This window comes from Anaeromassilibacillus sp. An200 (assembly GCF_002160025.1).
GTDB classification, from domain to species: Bacteria; Bacillota; Clostridia; order Oscillospirales; family Acutalibacteraceae; genus Caccousia; species Caccousia stercoris.
This window is the reverse complement of record NZ_NFJU01000007.1, coordinates 49,153-67,681: the sequence shown is the minus strand read 5'-3', so window position 1 is coordinate 67,681 and position 18,529 is coordinate 49,153. Positions and strand designations below refer to the sequence as shown.

Here is an 18,529-nt window from a genome sequence, read left to right as displayed (position 1 = left end):
TATGATAAGGAGGAGTTTGTTTTTACAGGGAGACGGAAAGAGCAAAGCCCTCAGCGTAGAACGCGCCGCCCATCGCAAGGCCGGACACGTCCAGCACAACGGAGTCGCCGTTCTGGCGGAATTTTACTGTCTGACCGGTGCGCATGCTCTGCACATGCTCCACCGGGAGGGGACAGTGGACCGTCAGCTTTGCGGGAAGCGACGGGATTTCCTCATAGGTGCAGAAGGCAAAAACACGGTTGTCTTTCTGTGTGTAGAAGAGACGGTTTTCAAAATAGGGGCTGACAATATGCGTCCCATAGATTCCGTCTCCGAACAGCTTGAGCCACGCGCCGAGATCCCGCAGGGAACGCACCGCGCGCTCCGGCAGCAGGCCGTCGGGCTGGGGAGCCAGGTTGAGAGCCAGGTTTCCTCCCTTGCTGACAACCTCCAGAAGCAGATGCACCAGCTCCCGTCCGCTCTTAAAGGTGTCTGTGTAATGGAAGGAGAATTTTTCGCCGATCGTGGTGCAGGTTTCCCACGGAACCTGCAAAGCGGTGTCCGGTACAGTTTTTTCCGGTGTGATGAAGTTTTCATACTCGCCGCCGCAGGTGCGCTCACAGACGATCAGGTGGGGCTGTGTGGTGGAGCGGATCTCCTCCACGATTTCACCCAGACGGATATCCTGCCCCAGGTTGTCGGGACGGACCCAGCCGCCGTCGAGCCAGAGCACGTCAATTTTTCCGTACTTGCTGCACAGCTCCCGAATCTGCTCATGAACAAACTGTACATATTGCTCCCAGAGCTCAGGGTGCTCGTTGACGTCATAATTGACGTTGCGCGTGGGAGCCGTGCCGAACTGCGGAGCCCAATAATACGGGCTGTGCCAGTCGGGTTTGGAAAAGTAGGTGGAAATAGCCATGCCGCGGCTGCGGAATTCCCGGTAGAGCGCGCCGACGATATCCGCGTCGCGGTGCGTGTGGAAGGGGCAGTCGGGGGAAGTGATTTTGTAATCCGTGGTTTTTGTATCGTACATGCAGAAGCCGTCATGGTGCTTGGTGGTGAACAGGAGATACTGGAAGCCGCATTCCTTCGCAAGCTCCGCCCAGGAAGCCGCGTCAAATTTCACGGGATTGAAGGTTTTGTTTGCGTCCCAATATTGCTGTTTGCATTCCTCGCGCGGGGCCCAGGTGAAATCCTCCTGGCTCCATGCGGCGTCGCCGTCGCTCAGCGGCCAGCTTTCATAGGTTCCCAGCTGGCAGCCCGGCGCCCAGTGCATCATGAAGCCAAGTTTAAGCCCCATAAACCATTCCAGGTGCTTTTGCACCTCGGGAGAGCGGGGCGGGATGTATTCCTCCGGAGGGGTATAGTTGTGAATCCCGTTGGCGACAATGTTTTGTTTCATGCTGTTCCCTTCCCTTCTTATTTCTGGTATTTGGGGCTCTGCGCATAAACCGGCCTGCCGTTTGCATAGATGCCGGGCCTCCGCATCTGTCCGAAGCCGGTCACGGCCTCGCGGCTGCCGTCCACGGCCGGATCCGCATAGGTGACATACCATTTTTGCAGTGTGTCGCACAGGGAAGCCTGGATATCGGCATATTCCGCCTTGTCCGCAAGGTTCTCGGTTTCTCCGGGATCCTCCGTCAGGTGGTACAGCTCATGCGGGCCGTACGGATAGCGGTGGATGTACTTCCATTCCCGGTTGCGCACCATGCGGCTGTTTCCGTATTCGTCGAGGATTACCACATGATTGTCGGTGTCCTCCCCTTCCAGCAGAACGGGGGCGAAGCTGCGGCCGGGCAGATCCTCAGGCAGGTCGGCTTCCAGATGCAGCAGGTCGTTGAGTGTCTGGATGATATCATAGTGGCTGCACATGCTGGAAGTAACCCGGTTTTGCAGAATGTGTCCGGGCCAGCGGGCGATGAACGGAACCTTTACCGCCGTGTCAAAGAGATTGAAGGGGAAGGTGCCGTTGCCCTTGCCCCAGATCCCGTGGTGACCCATATTCATGCCGTTGTCCGCGGTGAAGATCACCAGGGTGTTTTCCGCAAGGCCCAGCTCGTCAAGACGATCCAGAATCCGTCCCACACCCGCATCCATGGCGGAGATGGCGGCGTAGTATCCGCGAAGAAGGCGCTTGCGCTCTTCGCCGGTTCCGCAGGGGGCGGTGGGAATCTGATTGGGGTGCGGGGGTTCATCCGGCGTGGCGGTGAAGGCACAGTCACGGTAGAGATCGATATATTCGGCGGGATGCTGATCTTCATCCCAGGGATCGTGAGGGGCGGTATAATGAACGCTGATGTAGAAGGGGTTGTCCTGATGTGCAAAGGAGTCCAGATAGTTCAGCGCATGCTCCGTGATCAAATCCGTGATGTAGCGGGTTTCAAAATGCAGCTCGCCGTTCTCAATCACATCCGCCTGCTTGTAGAGACATCCGCCCCGCCCAATGGTATACCAGTGGGAAAATCCATGCTGGGGATGGATGCTGTCGCCCAAATGCCATTTGCCGGACAGGGCGCAGGTGTAGCCCTGCTGTTCCAGCAGATCCGGGTAAGTCACAAGGCCGTCCAGATATTGGATGGGAACGTCCTCACTGGCGAAATAGGGATGGGAAGCGTGTTCTCCCAAGGCCTGCTTGTCCAGGCTGCCGCTGCGGATCCAGTCGTGCACACCGTGCTGGGAAGGAATACGGCCGGTCAGGATGGAAGCGCGTGCCGGGCTGCATACAGGGGAGGCGCAGAAGAAATTGTCAAAGCGCATGCCCTGGGAAGCCAGACGATCCAGATTGGGGGTGTGGATATCGGTGTTTCCGGCACACCGCATTGCCCAGGCCCCTTGATCGTCAGTGAGCAGAAAGAGGAGATTGGGTCGTTTGTTCATAGGGATTTCCCTCCTGTGGAAGAAAGGCCGGCAATGCCCGGAAGGGGCCGCCGGCCTTTTGAGTTGGGTTTATTTGGATGCATTGAACGCATCGAGCTGCGTCTTGACTTCTGTAATCAGAGCCTCTGCACCGTTGGCGTTGAGAGCCTCCAGGAACTTCGGAATGTAGTCAGCCGGATCCACAGAGCCGGTTTCCAGAGAAGGTGCATATTCCGCAATGGTGTTGGTCAGAGCGGCGACCTGTGTCTCTACGGGAACCGTGTCAAAGGTGAAGCCGTTGTTGGGGGAGATGATCGCGGACTCGTTGTAATCCATGAACAGCTCCTCAATGTTCTCAGGATAGCTGATATCCCACTTCTGGTTGAAGGGGGTGCCGAACTGCCAGCCATAGGTGTAGTCATAGCCGTTGTCCGTCAGAGTGCCGCCCATGGTCTTGTCCACCTGGTTTTCACCCACAGCGGTGTAGTGCTCGCCCTCAATGCCGTGACGGATCAGGGTGCCGACATACTCATCGGTGTTCAGCAGGTTGATGAATTCCAGAGCCTTTTCCGGATGCTCGCTCGCGGAGGACAGGGCCAGCAGGCCGCCCATCGCGCTGCGGGTTTCAAACAGAGGCTGCATCAGGGGAGCGAAGCCAACGCCGTGGCCGCTCGAAGCGCTCATGGACTCGGCCGTGCCGGGAGCGTACTGAATGAAGTAGGAGAACAGAGCGCCGTTGTTGAAATCGTTGTCGCGGTTAGCGGTATCGCTGTCATAGTTGACCGGGTCGCCGCCCAGGTAGCCGCTCTGGTTCCAGCCGCGCACGGTCTGGCAGTAGTTCATGTATTCTTCGCTGGTGTACTGGTTAAAGACGCCCTGATCCGCGACGTCCGCGAAGTTCTTGAACTCCGGTACAGCGCCGGCGGCGGGGAGGGAAGGAGTGCCCGTCAGAGACTCATAAGGAGCGGCCATCGGCCAGGCATTGGTCAGGCCGGATACGCCCACAACGTCCTTGCCTTCCGCTTTGGATTTCTCCGAAACGGTCTTGAGCACATCCGTGTAATCTTCCAGAGAGGTGACGGCCGTCATGTCCAGGCCATAGGCTTCCGCCATGTCGCTGTTGTAGACAAGGCCGCCCTGCCATCCCATCTCTTTGTAGGAGGGGACGCCATAGATGGAGCCGTTGACCTTCACAGCGTTCCACATTGCTTCAGGGATAAATTTGTACGTATCCTGGGCATACTGCGGCAGAAGCTCCGTGATGTCCATGAAAGCATCCTTGCCGACAAACTGGAGATAGTCGGTGGTCCAGTTGGAGGTAAAGCAGATGTCGAAGTACTCGCCCGCATTGATCAGGTTGGGCATTTTCTCTTTGTAGTCCGGGTTGGCAATGACCTTGTAGTCAATCTCCACGCCAATCTTTTCCCGCGTGTACTCGTTGAGCTTTTCAATGACCTTTTCGGTGTCGGCTGCCACAGGGTTAATGGACATGTACCAGATCAGCTGGGTGATTTCCTGCGGCTCCGAGGAAGGCTGGGAAGCCGGATCAGCGGCATCGCCGGAAGCCGGGGTGGATACCTCTCCGCCGCCGGTGCTGGCGGTGGTGTTGCTGCCATTGCAGCCAGCCAGAACTCCTGCCGTCATGGTTGCCGCCAAGGCAAGGGCCGCTGCGCGTTTGTACAAGTTTTTCATAATGCTCCTCCTTATCCAATGTTGCATGGTTTGCAATATGTTGGTATATCTTGGCATCGCGCCGGTGAGGCGCGGAAAACCCGGGGATTTCAGCCTTTCACACCGCCGACGGTGAGGCCCTTGACAAAATATTTCTGGAAGAAGGGATAGGCCAGAAGGATGGGAAGGACAACCAGCACGGTGAGAGCCATTCGTCCGCTGTCCGTGGGGGCGTTCGCGGCCATTTCCGCGTATTCCAGAGCGTTGGCAGAGGATTGCTTCATGAATTCCAGGCTGTTCTGCATGCTCCAGAGCAGCGTCTGCACGGGATACTTTTTCTGATCCACAATGTAGAGCATGCCGAGGAACCAGTCGTTCCAGTAGGCGATGGTGGTGAACATGCCGATGGTGGCAAGGCCGGGCTTGGAGAGCGGCAGCACGATGCTGAAGAAGGTTTTGAACTCTCCCGCGCCGTCAATGCGGGCGGCCTCAATGATTTCCATCGGGATTCCCTTGTAGAAGGTCCGCAGGACAATCACATAGAATGCATTGAGGGACATGGGGAAAATCAGAGCGCCCACGCTGTCGCCCAGCTTCAAAAGCTGTGTGTTGACCATGTAGGTGGCCACGATACCGCCGTTGAAAAGCATGGTGAACAGCATCAGGAAGGTAAAGATGCGGTTGTAGGCGTAGTCGTTCCGGCTGAGCACATAGGCGAACATCGCCGTGATGGCCAGGCTGAACAGTGTGCCCACCACGGTCACAAAAATGGTGATGCCGTAGGAGCGCAGGAGCTGATCGCCGAGCTTGAAGAAGAAATTGTAGGCGTCCAGGCTCCATTCAGACGGGAAGAAGGTGTAACCGTTCTGGAAAATACTCTGCTCGCTGCTGAACGAAACGATCACGACCAGAATCAGCGGCAGGACACAGACAAGAGTCCAGAAGAGAAAGACAACATTCAGAATCACATTGGTTTTGGTGGATATCCGGTTGACGGCAAGATCGTCCCCCGATCCGCCCGCTTTCTTTTTGAAATACTTCATCGTTCTCTCCTCCCTTAAAACAGAGCGCTGTCAGGCTCAATGCGGCGGACTACCAGGTTTGCGCCCACCACCAGAACAAAGCCCACAATGGACTGGTACAGGCTGGCCGCGGCGGCCATGCCCACATTTCCGGTTTCCTTCAGAGCACGGTAAACGTAGGTGTCAATGACCTGCGTGGCCTGATACAGCGGACCGGAATCGCGCGGGAGCTGGAAGAACAGACCGAAATCCGCGTAAAAAATACGGCCGATGGCAAGAATGGTCAGAACAATCATCATGGGGCGCAGGCACGGCAGGGTGATGCTCTTGATCTGCTGCCATTTGGTGGCGCCGTCGATGATGGCGGCCTCATAGTAATCATTGGAGATGCCGGTGAGGCTGCTGATGTACATAACGGTGGAGTATCCTATCGTTTTCCATATTTGGAAGAAGGTCAGGATAAAGGGCCATTTGCTTGGTTCCGAATACCAGTCGACCCCTTCCATGCCGAAGTAAGCCAGCAGATGGTTGAACAGGCCGTCGTCAATGCTGAACAGGGAGAAGGCCATGAAGGAGACCACAACCCAGGAAAGGAAATAAGGGGCCATAAAGATGGTCTGATACAGCTTGGCGCGTCTTTTGTTCAGAAGCTCGCTCAGGCCGATGGCCATTGCGACGGCAAGGACAAGATCCAGGAAGATAAACAGTGCGTTATAGCAGATGGTGTTTCGGGTGATGATCCAGGCGTCGGAGGTCTGGAACAGGAACTCAAAGTTCTTCAGGCCAACCCATTCGCTTCCGAAGATTCCCTTGCGCACGCTGAAGCGTTTAAAAGCAAGCAGAAGTCCGGACATGGGAAGATACCGGAACAGAATCATCACAACGAGCGCGGGCAGCGCCATCAGGGTCAGCGGGAAGTTTTTCTTGAAGGTTTTGACGAAACCGTCTTTTTTTCGCACGCTGCCAGCGTGCATTGTCGCTTGTTTCATTGCGGCCCCTCCTCATGAACGGCATTTGGTTCGCTTTTCTCTTTCTGTCTCCATTATAAATGTCCAAAGTCTGTTCCACAACGAGACTAATTTTAAGTGGAGTGTACTTTTTTCAGGAGAAAAAAAGAAAAAACAGTCAAAAGCCCTTTGAAAATTTCCTCGTTTTGTGTAAAATGTGCTATACTGAGACTTGTTGAGGTAATATAAGTCTCTTGTTTGGGGAGGGAACTACAGATCATGAAGATCATTCTTGTGGACGATGATTGCCTGGCTTTGGAGGGGATTTCCCGCATGCTGCACTGGGAACGTTTTTCCGGAAAGCTTTCAGGCTGTGCCGCCAGCGGGCGGGAAGCGATCGAGCTGATCGAGGAGAAAAAGCCCGATGTGGTGATATCAGATATCTGTATGCCGGATGTGGACGGGCTGGAGTTATCGCGGTATCTGTTTGAAAATTGCCCGGATACCCGCATGATCCTGATCAGCGGGCACAGTGAATTTGAATACGCCCAGCGCGCGCTCCAATATCACGTCACAGACTATATTCTGAAACCGATCACCCGGGCCAAGCTCAACAGCCTGGAGGAGCGGCTGATCGCCATTCAGAGCGAGCTGAGCGCGGATGTCCCGCCGTGGTACGCCGGGGATGAAAGCCTGCGGATGCGTGTCAGCGAGGCGCTTCACAAGGGGGATATGGCCGCAATGGGCGAACTGCTGATCAGCGATGAGGTATCGGGATCCTTGTCCGACCGAAAAGATGTATTGGGAATTCAGCTGCTGAACTATCTGTTCTCCTATCAGGAGGAGCTGGGAAAGGATCGCTCTTCTCTGGATGCCATGCGCCAAAAAGCGATGACGGCATACTGGAGGCTGAGCACACAGAGGGAACGTCTGGCGTACCTGGCCGCGCAGTATTACGATTTGATGGAGTATGCACAGGAGCAGAAGGCAGAATATGCCCATCCTATTGTATCGTATTGTTTAAAGGCAATCCAGGAGAATTATACGGATTCCAATTTCAACATCTCCAATCTGGCGGATTCTCTGCATCTCTCCCTTTCGTATCTCAGCACGGTGTTTAAAAATGTGACGGGACAGAATATCAGCAGCTATCTTTCCGCCCGGAGGCTGAATCATGCGCAGGCCCTGCTTCGGGATCCTTCCATCGCGATCCGGGACATCTGCTTTGCTTCCGGCTACGATAATCCTCAGTATTTCGCGAAATTCTTTAAAAAGCATACGGGCATGACGCCCAGCGAATACCGGAACCTGTATGCGGCCGGAAATGTTTCCGATCTGATCGGCGAGGAAAACAGCCTATGAATATCGCGGCGATGAGTATCACAAAGCGCACGTTTCTGATCGTCTGCTGCATGATTTCGGCCATCCTTCTGACGCTTAACACCGCAACCTATCTGCTGTTCCGTTATTCCATCACGCAGCATCTGATCACGTCACAGGCCGCGGTTGTGCAGGCGAACGTCCGCCTGAGCAGCGTTTTTACGCAGACGGTGGATCAGCTTACCTACGAATATACCAGCGATGAACAGCTTGGAGTCCTGCTGAGCCGATCCATCGGGCAGGATGAGCTGATGGATCTGAATACGAAGTATTCGCTCAACAACTGCCTGTCCTCTCAGCTTTACGCACAGTCGCTGCTTTTGAACAATGGATTTCAGGTGGAGCTGTATGTGAATCCGCAGCTTCCCATCAGCGATCTGTTTCTTCCCAATAACACGATCGCCAATGTCAGCAATGTGTTCAGCGGGGAGAAGGTGGCTGACGAGGAATGGTATCAGAAAGCGTTGGAGCGCAGAAGCGGACAATATATTTTTGTGGATGAGGAGCAGTCTCGCCTCTGCTTTGCCTGCAAGCTTCAAAACAGCTCCTATACCGGCCCGCATCAAAAGGAGGGCGTAGGGGTTCTGCTGGGAAGCATTCCCATCTCCCAGATCCCCAGGCTGCTTTCCCTTGTCCCGGTCACCGAGCACAGCGGCTTTCTTCTGCTCAACGATCAGGGCAAGCAGGTGTACTGCTCTGAGGAACTGGAAGAGCTTGCGGTGTCGGACGTTTCGTTTGTTCCCACAAAACTCAGCTCGCAGATGGTGATCGGAAACGAACAGTATCTGTGCAGCTCTCAGGAACTGCAGTGGGGGCTTCAGTTGGTTTTTCTGACGCCCTACCGCGACATCAGCCATCAGGTCTGGCTGATGATGTCTCCCTATCTGATTTGTTCTGCTGTTTTTATGGTGCTTGGAATCATCCTGTCGCTGGTGCTGTCGAGGGGAGTTTCCAAACCGGTGGTGCAGTTCACGAAAAAGCTGGAAGCCATCCAGGATACGCGAGGCATCCAGTGGGATGATGCCTGCGTGCGGGGGCCTTTGGAAATCCAGAGGCTCAACCGCAGCTTTGGCAGCCTGCTCCGGCGCATCAATACGCTGATTGAGGAGGTGCGGGAGAAGGAAAACCTCAAGAGGGAAAGCGATCTGCGCGCTTTGCAGGCACAGATCAATCCTCACTTCATGCTCAATGCAATGAATGCCGTCAATTATATGGCACTTGAGCGGGAGCAGGACGATATTGCCGCCACAGTGGATTCCATTGCCAACCTGATGCGGTACAGTATCACCGAGCCGGACAGCCTGGTGACCGTGAGCACCGAGCTGGATAATATCCGGGAATATATTTCCGTCTATGTTCTCCGCTTCCGCCAGGAAATCCGTCTGGAGCTTCTTCCTGGTCTGCCCGCCGACCAGGTTGTGATACCGAAATTTACCTTGCAGCCGCTTGTGGAAAATTCCATGCGGCACGGGATTACCCGGCAGGACGCGGGAATTACCATATTCCTCCGCGCGTATGAGGAAGGCGGAGAGCTTCGGGTAGAGGTGACGGATACGGGGACGGGAGCGGACGCGGAAAAGCTGAACGCTTACCTGGACTATCAAGAGGTGGATCTGCAGGTGACGCACGGCTTTGGTATCCGCAATGTAAACGAAAGGCTGAAGCTTCGCTATCCGGGCTGCGGCGGACTGCGGTACCTGAATTATGAAGGAAAAAAGCTGCTGGCGAGAATTACCATTCCCTCAGGATCGGTACATACGGTATCCGGGCACGGAGAATGTATTTTGTGAGTTTGTCTGTCATGAGGTGTCTTGACATTTCCCAAAATAATCTTATAATAATTTCATAATAGTGAAATTGCTTCATTCCAATTTCACAAAACTCTTGGTAAAGCTGATTTTTTATTCCAGTGAAAAGAGGACGATGAAATGGAAGCATCATTCTATCAGGCAAACCGGAAAACTCTGCTGGACTTTCTGCCGGACAATTCCGCGGCCGTGCTGTTTTCGGGGAATGCTCCCCGCCAGTCCGCGGATGCTTACTATCCCTTCTTTTGCAGCCGTAATTTTCTGTATCTCACAGGTGTGGATTTTGCGGGATTTGTCCTGTACCTGCAAAAGACGGCGGGGGTGACGACCGAACGGCTCTATATCCTGCCCCATGACGCCATGAAGGAGCGCTGGACAGGCCGCCGTCCTACGGCAGAGGAGGCTGCGGCGCAGTCCGGTATCACCGAGATCCGCTGTGTGGAGAATTTTGAGGACGATTTCCGCCGCGCGGCTACAAACGGTGAGTTTGACACACTCTGGCTGGATCTGTTCCTTCATACACCTGAGGAAGAGCCGGGGGAAACGCACCGCTTTGCACACAGCGCGGCCCGGCGGTATCCAGGGCTGCAAATCCGTAGCCTGCTGCCTCAGCTTCGCCGCCAGCGCACCTTCAAGAAGCCGTGTGAGATTGCGGCAATGCGGCAGGCGATGACGGTGACGCGGGCCGGAATCCTGGCGATGATGAAAGCCTCCCGTCCGGGGATGTATGAGTATGAATATAAGGCGGAGTTTGACCATGCGCTGACGAGCCGGGGCGTGCTGGTTCCGGGCTTCCCGTCCATCATCTCAGCGGGAAAGAACAATTTCTGCATCCATTATTACAGCTACACAGGACAGGCGCAGGATGGGGATATGGTGCTCAACGATGTGGGCGCTTGCTGGGATCATGAGGTCAACGACGTCTCCCGCGGCTGGCCGTGCAACGGAAAGTTTACGAAGGAGCAAGCGGCCTTGTATGCGTGTGCTTACCGCACCTCGGAGTACATGTTCTCCATAATCAAGCCGGGCATGCCGATGGCTTCCGTTGACCAGACGGCGCGGAAGTATTGCTTTGAACAGCTCAAGGCGATCGGAAAGCTTCAGTCCTACGACGAGATTGGGAAGTACATGTGGCACGGCGGTGCGCATCATGTCGGCTTTGATGTGCACGACGATGTGGATATGACGCATCCCGTCGCACCCGGCATGGTGTTCTGCGTTGATATCGGCATTTACGATGAGGACAGCGGGATCGGATTCCGCCTGGAGGATAACTGCCTTGTGACGGAGAACGGATGCGAGAATCTTTCCGCTTCCATCCCAAGAAAGCTGGAGGATATCGAAGCCGCTATGGCGAAATAAAAGAAACGCCGTTCCACGCTGCACTCCCTGAAAGGGATGTGCCGTGGACGGCGTTTTCTGCTTTTTAGCCTTCCTGTGTGTTCAAAGGGTTGGGCGTGTTGATGGTCAGAATTTTGGCGTTCCGTGAGGTGTGGTTAGCCCAGTTGTGCCGCTGCGTGGAGGAGATATGAATGGAATCCCCCGGGTACAGCAGATAGCGTGCGTTTTCCAAAAAGAAGGTGACAACTCCTTCCAGCACATAGACGAATTCTTCCCCTTCATGGCAGTACAGCTCGATATTGTTCTCCTCGATGGAATCCAGCGGAAGAAGGGTGAAAACGCGGGGGAGCATCTGTCGGGGAACTTCACTGGAACGAAGAATGCTTTGATAGATCTGAGGGCTGATTTCCGTAAAAGCCAGCTCCACCCCATGAACAATGGGATCGGTTGTTTCGCTGTGAATGGGATCCTTGAACAGCTCGGAAAGCGGGACCTCCAGGATGCGGGAAAGCTTTTCCAGGGAATCCAGCGCGATGGAGGACAGGCCCCGCTCAAACTGTGAAAGAAATCCCACGGACAGGCCGCTTCCCTCGCTCAGCTGCTTGAGCGTCATCTTTTTCTCTATGCGCAGATTCTTGACTTTTGTGCCGATGGCTGCATTGGTATCCAAAATACAGCTCCTCCCTTCCGGCACGCAGGTCTTTTGGTGCCGTGAAAATGATGTTGTATCTTGAATCATATCGGCTTCCCGGAAGAAAGTCAAGATGTGTATTTCACAAAAGTGAAATGAAAGGTATGACGTTTGAGACGTGGACGGAAATAAGACTCTGGTGAAATTGATATTACAGGGATGAAAGGCGCAGGAGTGCTTGACATTGCGGCGTGATGCTTTTATAACCGTATTCATAAAAATGAATATGATTGAGGATAATTTCTATATAATTAAAATTCAAAAGCGAAATAAGGAGGCGGAAGGATGGTCAGCCTGCCTGTTTTCAATATCCAGAAGTATTGCATCCATGACGGAGACGGGATCCGTACCACTGTATTTTTTAAAGGGTGTCCTCTGCGGTGCGCCTGGTGTCACAATCCGGAAAGCCAGAAGCCGGAGCCTCAGCTTCTCTGGGATGCGGAAAAATGCACCCAGTGCGGTGCGTGTGCGGCAGCCTGTCCGCGGGGAGCGGCGGGGGACAGCGTCCGTGTGGATCGGGAGAGATGCGTTTCCTGCGGTGTCTGCGTCCGGGTGTGTCCGGCGGGAGCGCGCCAGCTCTCGGGAAAGGGGATGAGCCCCGAGCAGATTGTGGATGAGGCCAAAAAGGATTTGATGTTTTATGAGCAGTCGGGAGGCGGTGTGACGCTTTCGGGCGGCGAGGTGATGACTGCGGAGCCGTTTGACGAGGTAATCCGTCTGTGCCGTCTGCTGCACGAGGAAGGGATCTCCATTTTTGTGGATACCTGCGGGATGGCTCCTTATGAACGGTTTGACGCGATCCGGGCATATACCGATTGTTTCCTTTATGATATCAAAGCCATGGATCCGGAAAAACATAAAAAATGGATAGGGGCCGATAACCGGCTGATTCTGGAAAATCTCCGCTGCCTGAGCCGGGACGGGGCGCGTCTGCGTCTGCGGATCCCCCTTGTAGAAGGGATCAACGCGGAACCTGAGGATGTGCTTCCTGTGGTGGAACTTTTGAAGGAGGGGGTGCGGGCAGAAAAAATCCACCTGCTTCCGTACCACACCTTCGGGCAGGAGAAATACCGGAAGCTGGGGCGCTCCGGGCAGGGGGAGCTGTTCCGCGTTCCATCTCAGGAAAAGCTGGAAAGCCTGGCGGAGCTGTTCCGGCAGGCAGGCTATTCCCAGGTTGTCATTGGAGGATAAATGCGTCCGTTTGGACGGCCGGCATACATGCAAACAACGAAGAAAGGGATGACAGAAAATGGAAGTACAGGAGAAACAGGGCGGGCGTACGGCTCAGGAACAGCACGGGTGCACAGAGAGGGTGCGCCGTCTGCGGGAGGAAAGTTTGAATACGCAGCCCCGCATTTATATGGAACGCGCCGTGCTGGAAACAGAAGCATATCAGAAATATGAGGGGACGGTTTCTATTCCGGAGCTTCGCGCGCTTACCCTCCGGCATTTCTTTGCAAACAAATCGATTTCCATTCCAAAAGGCGAGCTGATTGTCGGCGAAAAGGGCGATGGCCCGCAGTCTGCGCCGACGTTCCCGGAGCTTTGCTGCCACACGGTGGAGGATATGCGGATCATGGATCAGCGGGAACTGATCCGGTTTGCCGTCACGCCTGAGGATCTCAAAACGCAGGAGGAAACCATCATTCCCTATTGGGAGAACCGTTCCATCCGTCACAAAATTCTGAACAGTATGAGCGACGAATGGAAGGCAGCTTATGAGTGCGGGATTTTCACCGAGTTTATGGAGCAGCGCGGCCCCGGCCATACCGTAGGCTCAGAAAAGATCTATCACAAGGGCTTTGCGGATTACAAGGAAGAGATCCAAAAAGCCATGGAATCGCTTGATTTTATGGGCGATCCGGAAGCGCTTCACAAGAAAGAAGAACTTTCCGCCATGTCGATTGCCTGCGATGCCGTGATGATTCTGGGACAGCGCTATGCGGAGCTGGCACGGAGCATGGCGCAGGAGGAGACGGATCCGCAGTGGAAGGCGGAGCTGCTGACAATCGCGGAAAACTGCACAGTCGTTCCCGCACATAAGCCGGAAACGTTCCACCAGGCGCTGCAAATGTACTGGTTTGTGCATCTGGCTGTGACAAGCGAGCTCAACCCTTGGGACTCCTACAGCCCGGGCCGGTTGGATCAGCATGTATATCCTTTCTATAAAGCGGATAAGGACGCGGGAAAGCTTACGCGGGATCAGGCGCTGGAGCTTCTGGAATGCCTGTGGATCAAGTTCAACAACCAGCCCGCGCCTCCCAAGGTCGGCATCACGCTCAAGGAGAGCGGAACCTATACAGATTTCGCCAATATCAACACCGGCGGCATCGCACCGGACGGCACCGACGGTGTGAATGAGGTCAGCTATCTGATTCTCGACTGCATGGATGATATGAAGCTGCTCCAGCCCAGCTCAAACGTGCAGATCAGCCGCAAAACGCCGCAGAAATTCCTGCTGCGCGCCTGTGAGATCAGCCGCAAGGGCTGGGGGCAGCCCGCTTTTTATAATACGGAAGCGATTTTGCAGGAGCTTCTGGCGGCGGGAAAGTCCATTGAGGATGCCCGCCGCGGCGGAACGAGCGGCTGCGTGGAGACAGGCGCTTTCGGCAACGAGGCGTATATCCTGACGGGCTATTTCAATCTGCCGAAAATTCTTGAATTGACTCTCTATAACGGGTATGATTATGTAGCAGACCGGCAGCTTGGCCTTCCGCTGGGCAGCGCGGAGGATTTTCATTCTTATGAAGAGCTGCTGGATGCCTATCACAAGCAGATCGATTACTTCCTGGACATCAAGATGAAGGGCAGCAATATCATCGAGAGCATTTATGCGAATTACATGCCGGTGCCGTTCCTGTCGATCATCACAAACGACTGCATTTCAAAGGGCAAGGATTACAACGCAGGCGGCGCCCGTTACAATACCAGCTATTTGCAGGGCGTCGGCATTGGCACGGTGACGGACTGTCTCGCGGCGATCCGGTATCAGGTTTACCAGGAGAAAAACATCCCGATGAAGGAGCTGCTCCGCGCCATGCGGGAGGACTTTGTGAACGATCCGCAGATCCTCAGCCTGGTACAGAATTTCACCCCCAAATACGGCAACGACGACGATTTCGCGGATGCTGTCATGCAGGATGTGTTCGGCTATTACCAGAAAGCGGTCACGGGCCGTCCGAACCAGCGGGGAGGCTCTTACCGGATCAATATGCTGCCGACCACCTGCCATGTGTACTTCGGGGAAGTCATGCTGGCGAGCGCGAACGGAAGGCGGGCGCATAAGCCTGTGAGCGAGGGCATTTCCCCGGAGAAGGGAGCCGATACGCACGGCCCGACGGCGGTTCTCCGTTCCTGCGCGAAGATGGATCATATCCGCACGGGCGGCACGCTGCTGAATCAGAAATTCACGCCTTCCGTGGTGGCGGGCGAGACGGGGCTGATGCAGATGGCCAACCTGATCCGCACTTACTTTAATATGGACGGCCACCATATCCAGTTCAACGTAATTGATCGGCAGACGCTTCTGGACGCGCAGGCGCATCCGGAAGAGTATAAGGATCTGATTGTGCGTGTTGCGGGCTACAGCGATCATTTCCGCAATTTGAGCAAGGCTTTGCAGGACGAAATTATCGCGCGCACCGAGCAGTCCTTCTCCTGATGGGGGAAGGCGCGCGAAAACGGCGCACGGCAGAAAAAGGAGGAACAGCGATGAAAATCGGATTTATAGGCTGTGGAAACATGGCAAAAGCAATGATTGGCGGGGTGATCCGCAGCGGTGTGTGCCAAAAGGAGGAAATCCTGGCCTCCGACGCATTTGCTCCGGCCCGGAGCGCCGCGGCGGAATCGCTCGGCATCTGTGTTACGGAGAGCAACACCGAGGTAGCGGAGAAAACGGAGATTCTCGTGCTGGCCGTGAAGCCTCAGTTTTATGAGGAGGTAGCCGAAGAGATTCGCGGCAGCCTGCACGAAAACCAGCTGGTTGTAACGATTGCGCCCGGCAAAACGCTTGCCTGGCTGGAGGAGCATCTGGGAAAAGAAACCGCGATTGTGCGCACTATGCCCAACACGCCCGCTATGGTGGGAGAGGGTGTAACGGCCATGTGCCCGAACGCGATGGTGACGCAGCCGCAGCTTGCCGCATGCCGGGCGCTGTTGGAGAGCTTCGGGCGTGCCGAACAGATTCCCGAACGGCTCATGGATGCCGTGGTGGCGGTCAGCGGAAGTTCGCCTGCGTATGTGTTCCTCTTCATTGAGGCGATGGCGGATGCTGCCGTTGCGGAAGGAATGCCGCGCGCGCAGGCCTACTCCTTTGCCGCGCAGGCGGTGCTGGGCAGCGCAAAGATGGTGCTGGAAACGGGAAAGCATCCCGGTGAGCTGAAGGACATGGTCTGTTCTCCGGCGGGTACAACCATTGAGGCGGTGCAGGTGCTGGAAGAAACCGGCCTGCGCAGCAGTGTAATGCAGGCTATGCGTGTCTGTGCGGAAAAATCCCGCTCTATGGGCGGGAAGTAACAGAGTTCCGCACTTGGGAAATCCGCGGAATTTGCCGTGCGGTTTCCCCAATAAAAAGTTGGGAGGATGAAAACAATGGGAGCAAAGGAGATTGGGATCCGCCAGATTCATGTGGATGATGGATTCTGGAACAAAAGGATCCGAAACGCGGTGGAAAAGGTCGTACCCTACCAGTGGAGGGTGCTCAACGATCGGGAGCCGGGCGCGGAACCCAGCCATGCCATTCGCAACTTTAAAATTGCCGCCGGCATGGAGGAAGGAGAGTTCTATGGGTATCAATTTCAGGACAGCGATGTGGCCAAGTGGATCGAAGCGGCATCCTACAGCCTGATTTATGAGGACAGTCCCGAGATCCGAGCGGCGCTTGACGAAGCGATCGGTATTATTGAAAAAGCCCAGCAGGCAGACGGTTATCTCGACACGCACTATATCCTGAAAAAGCCGGATCGGAAATGGAAGGAGATTGCCCACGGCCATGAGCTGTACTGCACAGGCCACATGCTGGAGGCAGCCGTGGCGTACCGCGCCGTCACGGGTGATGATCGCCTTCTGCGGGTGATGGAAAAGAACGTGGAGCTGATTCGCTCGGTGTTCGGCAGCGAAGAAGGCAAGCTGGATTCCTACCCGGGCCATGAGGAAATTGAACTGGCGCTGATGAAGGCGTACCATGCGACCGGGGAGAAGAAATATCTGGAGCTGGCGGATTATTTTGTGGAGAACCGCGGCACACGCCCCGCATTTTTGGAGGAGGAGCGTTTTCTGGAGCTGAGCCGCGAAAACCGTTGGCTTGAAGCGGATTACCACCAGGCGCACGCCAGGATCCGGGATCAGAAAACAGCGGAAGGCCATGCGGTGCGCGCGATGTATTTCTATACCGGCGCGGCGGATGTGGCGCTGGAAAAGCAGGATCCCACGCTGAAAGCCGCGCTTGACACACTCTGGGACAATGTGACGGGAAAGCGCATGTATCTGACAGGCGGCGTGGGCTCCCAGGGGGAAGGCGAGCGCTTCACAATCGACTACGATCTCCCCAACGATACCTGCTATACGGAAACCTGTGCGGCAATCGGGCTTGCCATGTGGGCGCTGCGGATGCTCAAGCTGGATCCCGATGCGAAATATGCGGACGTGATGGAGCGCGCCCTGTATAATAATGTGCTCAGCGGAATTTCCGAGGACGGCGAGCATTATTTCTACGTCAACCCTCTGATGCTCAAGCCGGATGTAGCGCGTTACCGCAAGGATCATGAGTCGGTGGAGCCGGAGCGCGTGAAATGGTTCGGCTGTGCCTGCTGTCCGCCCAATGTCATCCGCACACTCTGCGGACTGGGCGGATATGTGTATACGCAGGACGGCGACGCCGTATATCAGCATCTCTATGTGGGGAACAAAGCGCAGTTTTTCACCTCACAGGGGGAGGCTTCGCTCTCCTGCGAATCCTCCATGCCGTGGGAAGGAAACGCTTCCGTCACCTACCATGGGCCGTCCGGTATGACTTTGTATCTGCGTGTTCCCTCTTACGCAGAGAATTTCTCCGTGAAGCGGAACGGGGAGCCCCTGAAGCCGGAGAAGGAGAAGGGATATGTGCGCCTGACTCCGCAGGACGGCGATGTGTTTACGGTTCATGACGGAACTTTGAGGAACGGATCCTGCAAAGTGTGACAGCCTGGTGCGGAGATACGGGCGCTTTTCACGCCGCCGCTCCCTCCCAGGTGATTACGTATCTGTCCTGTCATGACGATATGACGCTCTGGGATAAGCTGGTGGCCACACTCGATCCCAATCTGGACTGGGAACACGGCACTGAAAAGGTCCTGCGGGCGAACCGTCTCGCGGCAGCTATCTGTATGACCTGCCAGGGGCGGCTGTTCTTCCTCTCCGGCGAGGAGTTCGGGCGAACCAAGCAGGGGGAGGACAATACCTTCCGATCCCCCATTGAGCTGAACCGGCTGGATTGGCAGAGGGCATGGGAAAACAGGGAGTTGGTGGAGTATTATAAAGGACTGATTGCCCTGCGCAAGCAGATCCCCGCCCTGTGCGACAAAAGTACCCGCGCGCGGGAGCGCGTGCTGCACACGTCCATCCCCGCTCCCCGCTGTGCGGTGGTTGAGCTGGATAATCCGGAAGGACCTTGGAAGCGGATTCTGCTGATCGATAACGCCTCCTCCCGCGCGGTATCCGTTCCTCTGCCGGACGGCAGATGGGAACTGCTGGCGGACGGCGAACAGAGCTTCTGGTGGCGCGCCCCGCATCCGGTACAGGAGGCCAAGGCCGCGCCGGGGAGTGCTTTGATTTTGGGGCTTGCTTGAAAACAGG

At 55.4% G+C, this 18,529-nt stretch carries 14 protein-coding genes; 8 read left to right on the top strand and 6 right to left on the bottom strand.

What is annotated here, in order from left to right; translation table 11 throughout:
- Positions 1-22: 22 nt before the first annotated feature.
- The 5 genes from B5F35_RS05220 to B5F35_RS05200 all read right to left on the bottom strand — a co-directional run bounded on the left by B5F35_RS05220 (position 23) and on the right by B5F35_RS05200 (position 6,520).
- Complete coding sequence (locus B5F35_RS05220) at positions 23-1,384, bottom strand: alpha-L-fucosidase (protein WP_087238754.1); 1,362 nt, start codon at positions 1,382-1,384, stop codon at positions 23-25.
- A gap of 17 nt (positions 1,385-1,401) precedes the next feature.
- Positions 1,402-2,859, bottom strand: coding sequence for a sulfatase family protein (locus B5F35_RS05215; protein ID WP_087238753.1), 1,458 nt, complete (start codon positions 2,857-2,859; stop codon positions 1,402-1,404).
- A gap of 69 nt (positions 2,860-2,928) precedes the next feature.
- The gene (locus B5F35_RS05210) at positions 2,929-4,530 is read right to left on the bottom strand and encodes an ABC transporter substrate-binding protein (protein ID WP_087238751.1); all 1,602 of its coding nucleotides are present in this window, start codon (positions 4,528-4,530) and stop codon (positions 2,929-2,931) included.
- Positions 4,531-4,619: 89 nt separating this feature from the next.
- The gene (locus tag B5F35_RS05205; protein WP_087238749.1) at positions 4,620-5,552 is read right to left on the bottom strand and encodes a carbohydrate ABC transporter permease; all 933 of its coding nucleotides are present in this window, start codon (positions 5,550-5,552) and stop codon (positions 4,620-4,622) included.
- Positions 5,553-5,566: 14 nt separating this feature from the next.
- A complete protein-coding gene (locus B5F35_RS05200; RefSeq protein ID WP_242969407.1) occupies positions 5,567-6,520 on the bottom strand; it encodes an ABC transporter permease in 954 nt (317 codons plus the stop codon).
- 237 nt (positions 6,521-6,757) lie between these two features.
- Here B5F35_RS05200 and B5F35_RS05195 point away from each other — a divergent pair, with 237 nt between their 5' ends.
- The 3 genes from B5F35_RS05195 to B5F35_RS05185 all read left to right on the top strand — a co-directional run bounded on the left by B5F35_RS05195 (position 6,758) and on the right by B5F35_RS05185 (position 11,028).
- The gene (locus tag B5F35_RS05195; RefSeq protein ID WP_087238748.1) at positions 6,758-7,840 is read left to right on the top strand and encodes a response regulator transcription factor; all 1,083 of its coding nucleotides are present in this window, start codon (positions 6,758-6,760) and stop codon (positions 7,838-7,840) included.
- Positions 7,837-9,648 carry a sensor histidine kinase gene (locus tag B5F35_RS05190; protein ID WP_087238746.1) on the top strand — a complete coding sequence of 604 codons (1,812 nt, stop codon included), beginning with the start codon at positions 7,837-7,839 and terminating at the stop codon, positions 9,646-9,648. The genes B5F35_RS05195 and B5F35_RS05190 overlap by 4 nt, the downstream gene beginning before the upstream one ends.
- Positions 9,649-9,786: 138 nt before the next feature.
- On the top strand, positions 9,787-11,028 hold the full coding sequence (locus B5F35_RS05185) for an aminopeptidase P N-terminal domain-containing protein (protein WP_087238744.1): 1,242 nt from the start codon (positions 9,787-9,789) through the stop codon (positions 11,026-11,028).
- Between the two features lie 64 nt (positions 11,029-11,092).
- Here the strand turns inward: B5F35_RS05185 and B5F35_RS05180 are convergent, their stop codons facing one another.
- Entirely contained in the window at positions 11,093-11,677 is a 585-nt protein-coding gene (locus B5F35_RS05180; RefSeq protein ID WP_087238742.1) for a helix-turn-helix domain-containing protein, read from the bottom strand.
- Between the two features lie 306 nt (positions 11,678-11,983).
- Here B5F35_RS05180 and B5F35_RS05175 point away from each other — a divergent pair, with 306 nt between their 5' ends.
- From B5F35_RS05175 to B5F35_RS05155, 5 genes are all read left to right on the top strand, one after another.
- Complete coding sequence (locus B5F35_RS05175) at positions 11,984-12,889, top strand: glycyl-radical enzyme activating protein (RefSeq protein ID WP_087238740.1); 906 nt, start codon at positions 11,984-11,986, stop codon at positions 12,887-12,889.
- A 58-nt stretch (positions 12,890-12,947) separates the two neighbouring features.
- On the top strand, positions 12,948-15,359 hold the full coding sequence (gene hypD / locus B5F35_RS05170) for a trans-4-hydroxy-L-proline dehydratase (RefSeq protein WP_087238738.1): 2,412 nt from the start codon (positions 12,948-12,950) through the stop codon (positions 15,357-15,359).
- A 50-nt stretch (positions 15,360-15,409) separates the two neighbouring features.
- On the top strand, positions 15,410-16,213 hold the full coding sequence (gene proC / locus B5F35_RS05165) for a pyrroline-5-carboxylate reductase (RefSeq protein WP_087238736.1): 804 nt from the start codon (positions 15,410-15,412) through the stop codon (positions 16,211-16,213).
- A gap of 75 nt (positions 16,214-16,288) precedes the next feature.
- On the top strand, positions 16,289-17,875 hold the full coding sequence (locus B5F35_RS05160) for a glycoside hydrolase family 127 protein (RefSeq protein ID WP_162611336.1): 1,587 nt from the start codon (positions 16,289-16,291) through the stop codon (positions 17,873-17,875).
- The gene (locus tag B5F35_RS05155) at positions 17,872-18,522 is read left to right on the top strand and encodes an alpha-amylase family protein (protein ID WP_087238732.1); all 651 of its coding nucleotides are present in this window, start codon (positions 17,872-17,874) and stop codon (positions 18,520-18,522) included. Before B5F35_RS05160 ends, B5F35_RS05155 begins: the two co-directional genes overlap by 4 nt.
- The last annotated feature ends 7 nt before the right edge of the window (positions 18,523-18,529 follow it).

What these genes read in the sequence shown, in the direction of transcription:
- B5F35_RS05220 (WP_087238754.1), bottom strand. Translation starts at nt 1,384, where the DNA reads ATGAAACAAAACATTGTCGCCAACGGGATTCACAACTATACCCCTCCG.
- B5F35_RS05215 (WP_087238753.1), bottom strand. Translation starts at nt 2,859, where the DNA reads ATGAACAAACGACCCAATCTCCTCTTTCTGCTCACTGACGATCAAGGG.
- B5F35_RS05210 (WP_087238751.1), bottom strand. Translation starts at nt 4,530, where the DNA reads ATGAAAAACTTGTACAAACGCGCAGCGGCCCTTGCCTTGGCGGCAACC.
- B5F35_RS05205 (WP_087238749.1), bottom strand. Translation starts at nt 5,552, where the DNA reads ATGAAGTATTTCAAAAAGAAAGCGGGCGGATCGGGGGACGATCTTGCC.
- B5F35_RS05200 (WP_242969407.1), bottom strand. Translation starts at nt 6,520, where the DNA reads ATGAAACAAGCGACAATGCACGCTGGCAGCGTGCGAAAAAAAGACGGT.
- B5F35_RS05195 (WP_087238748.1), top strand. Translation starts at nt 6,758, where the DNA reads ATGAAGATCATTCTTGTGGACGATGATTGCCTGGCTTTGGAGGGGATT.
- B5F35_RS05190 (WP_087238746.1), top strand. Translation starts at nt 7,837, where the DNA reads ATGAATATCGCGGCGATGAGTATCACAAAGCGCACGTTTCTGATCGTC.
- B5F35_RS05185 (WP_087238744.1), top strand. Translation starts at nt 9,787, where the DNA reads ATGGAAGCATCATTCTATCAGGCAAACCGGAAAACTCTGCTGGACTTT.
- B5F35_RS05175 (WP_087238740.1), top strand. Translation starts at nt 11,984, where the DNA reads ATGGTCAGCCTGCCTGTTTTCAATATCCAGAAGTATTGCATCCATGAC.
- hypD (WP_087238738.1), top strand. Translation starts at nt 12,948, where the DNA reads ATGGAAGTACAGGAGAAACAGGGCGGGCGTACGGCTCAGGAACAGCAC.
- proC (WP_087238736.1), top strand. Translation starts at nt 15,410, where the DNA reads ATGAAAATCGGATTTATAGGCTGTGGAAACATGGCAAAAGCAATGATT.
- B5F35_RS05160 (WP_162611336.1), top strand. Translation starts at nt 16,289, where the DNA reads ATGGGAGCAAAGGAGATTGGGATCCGCCAGATTCATGTGGATGATGGA.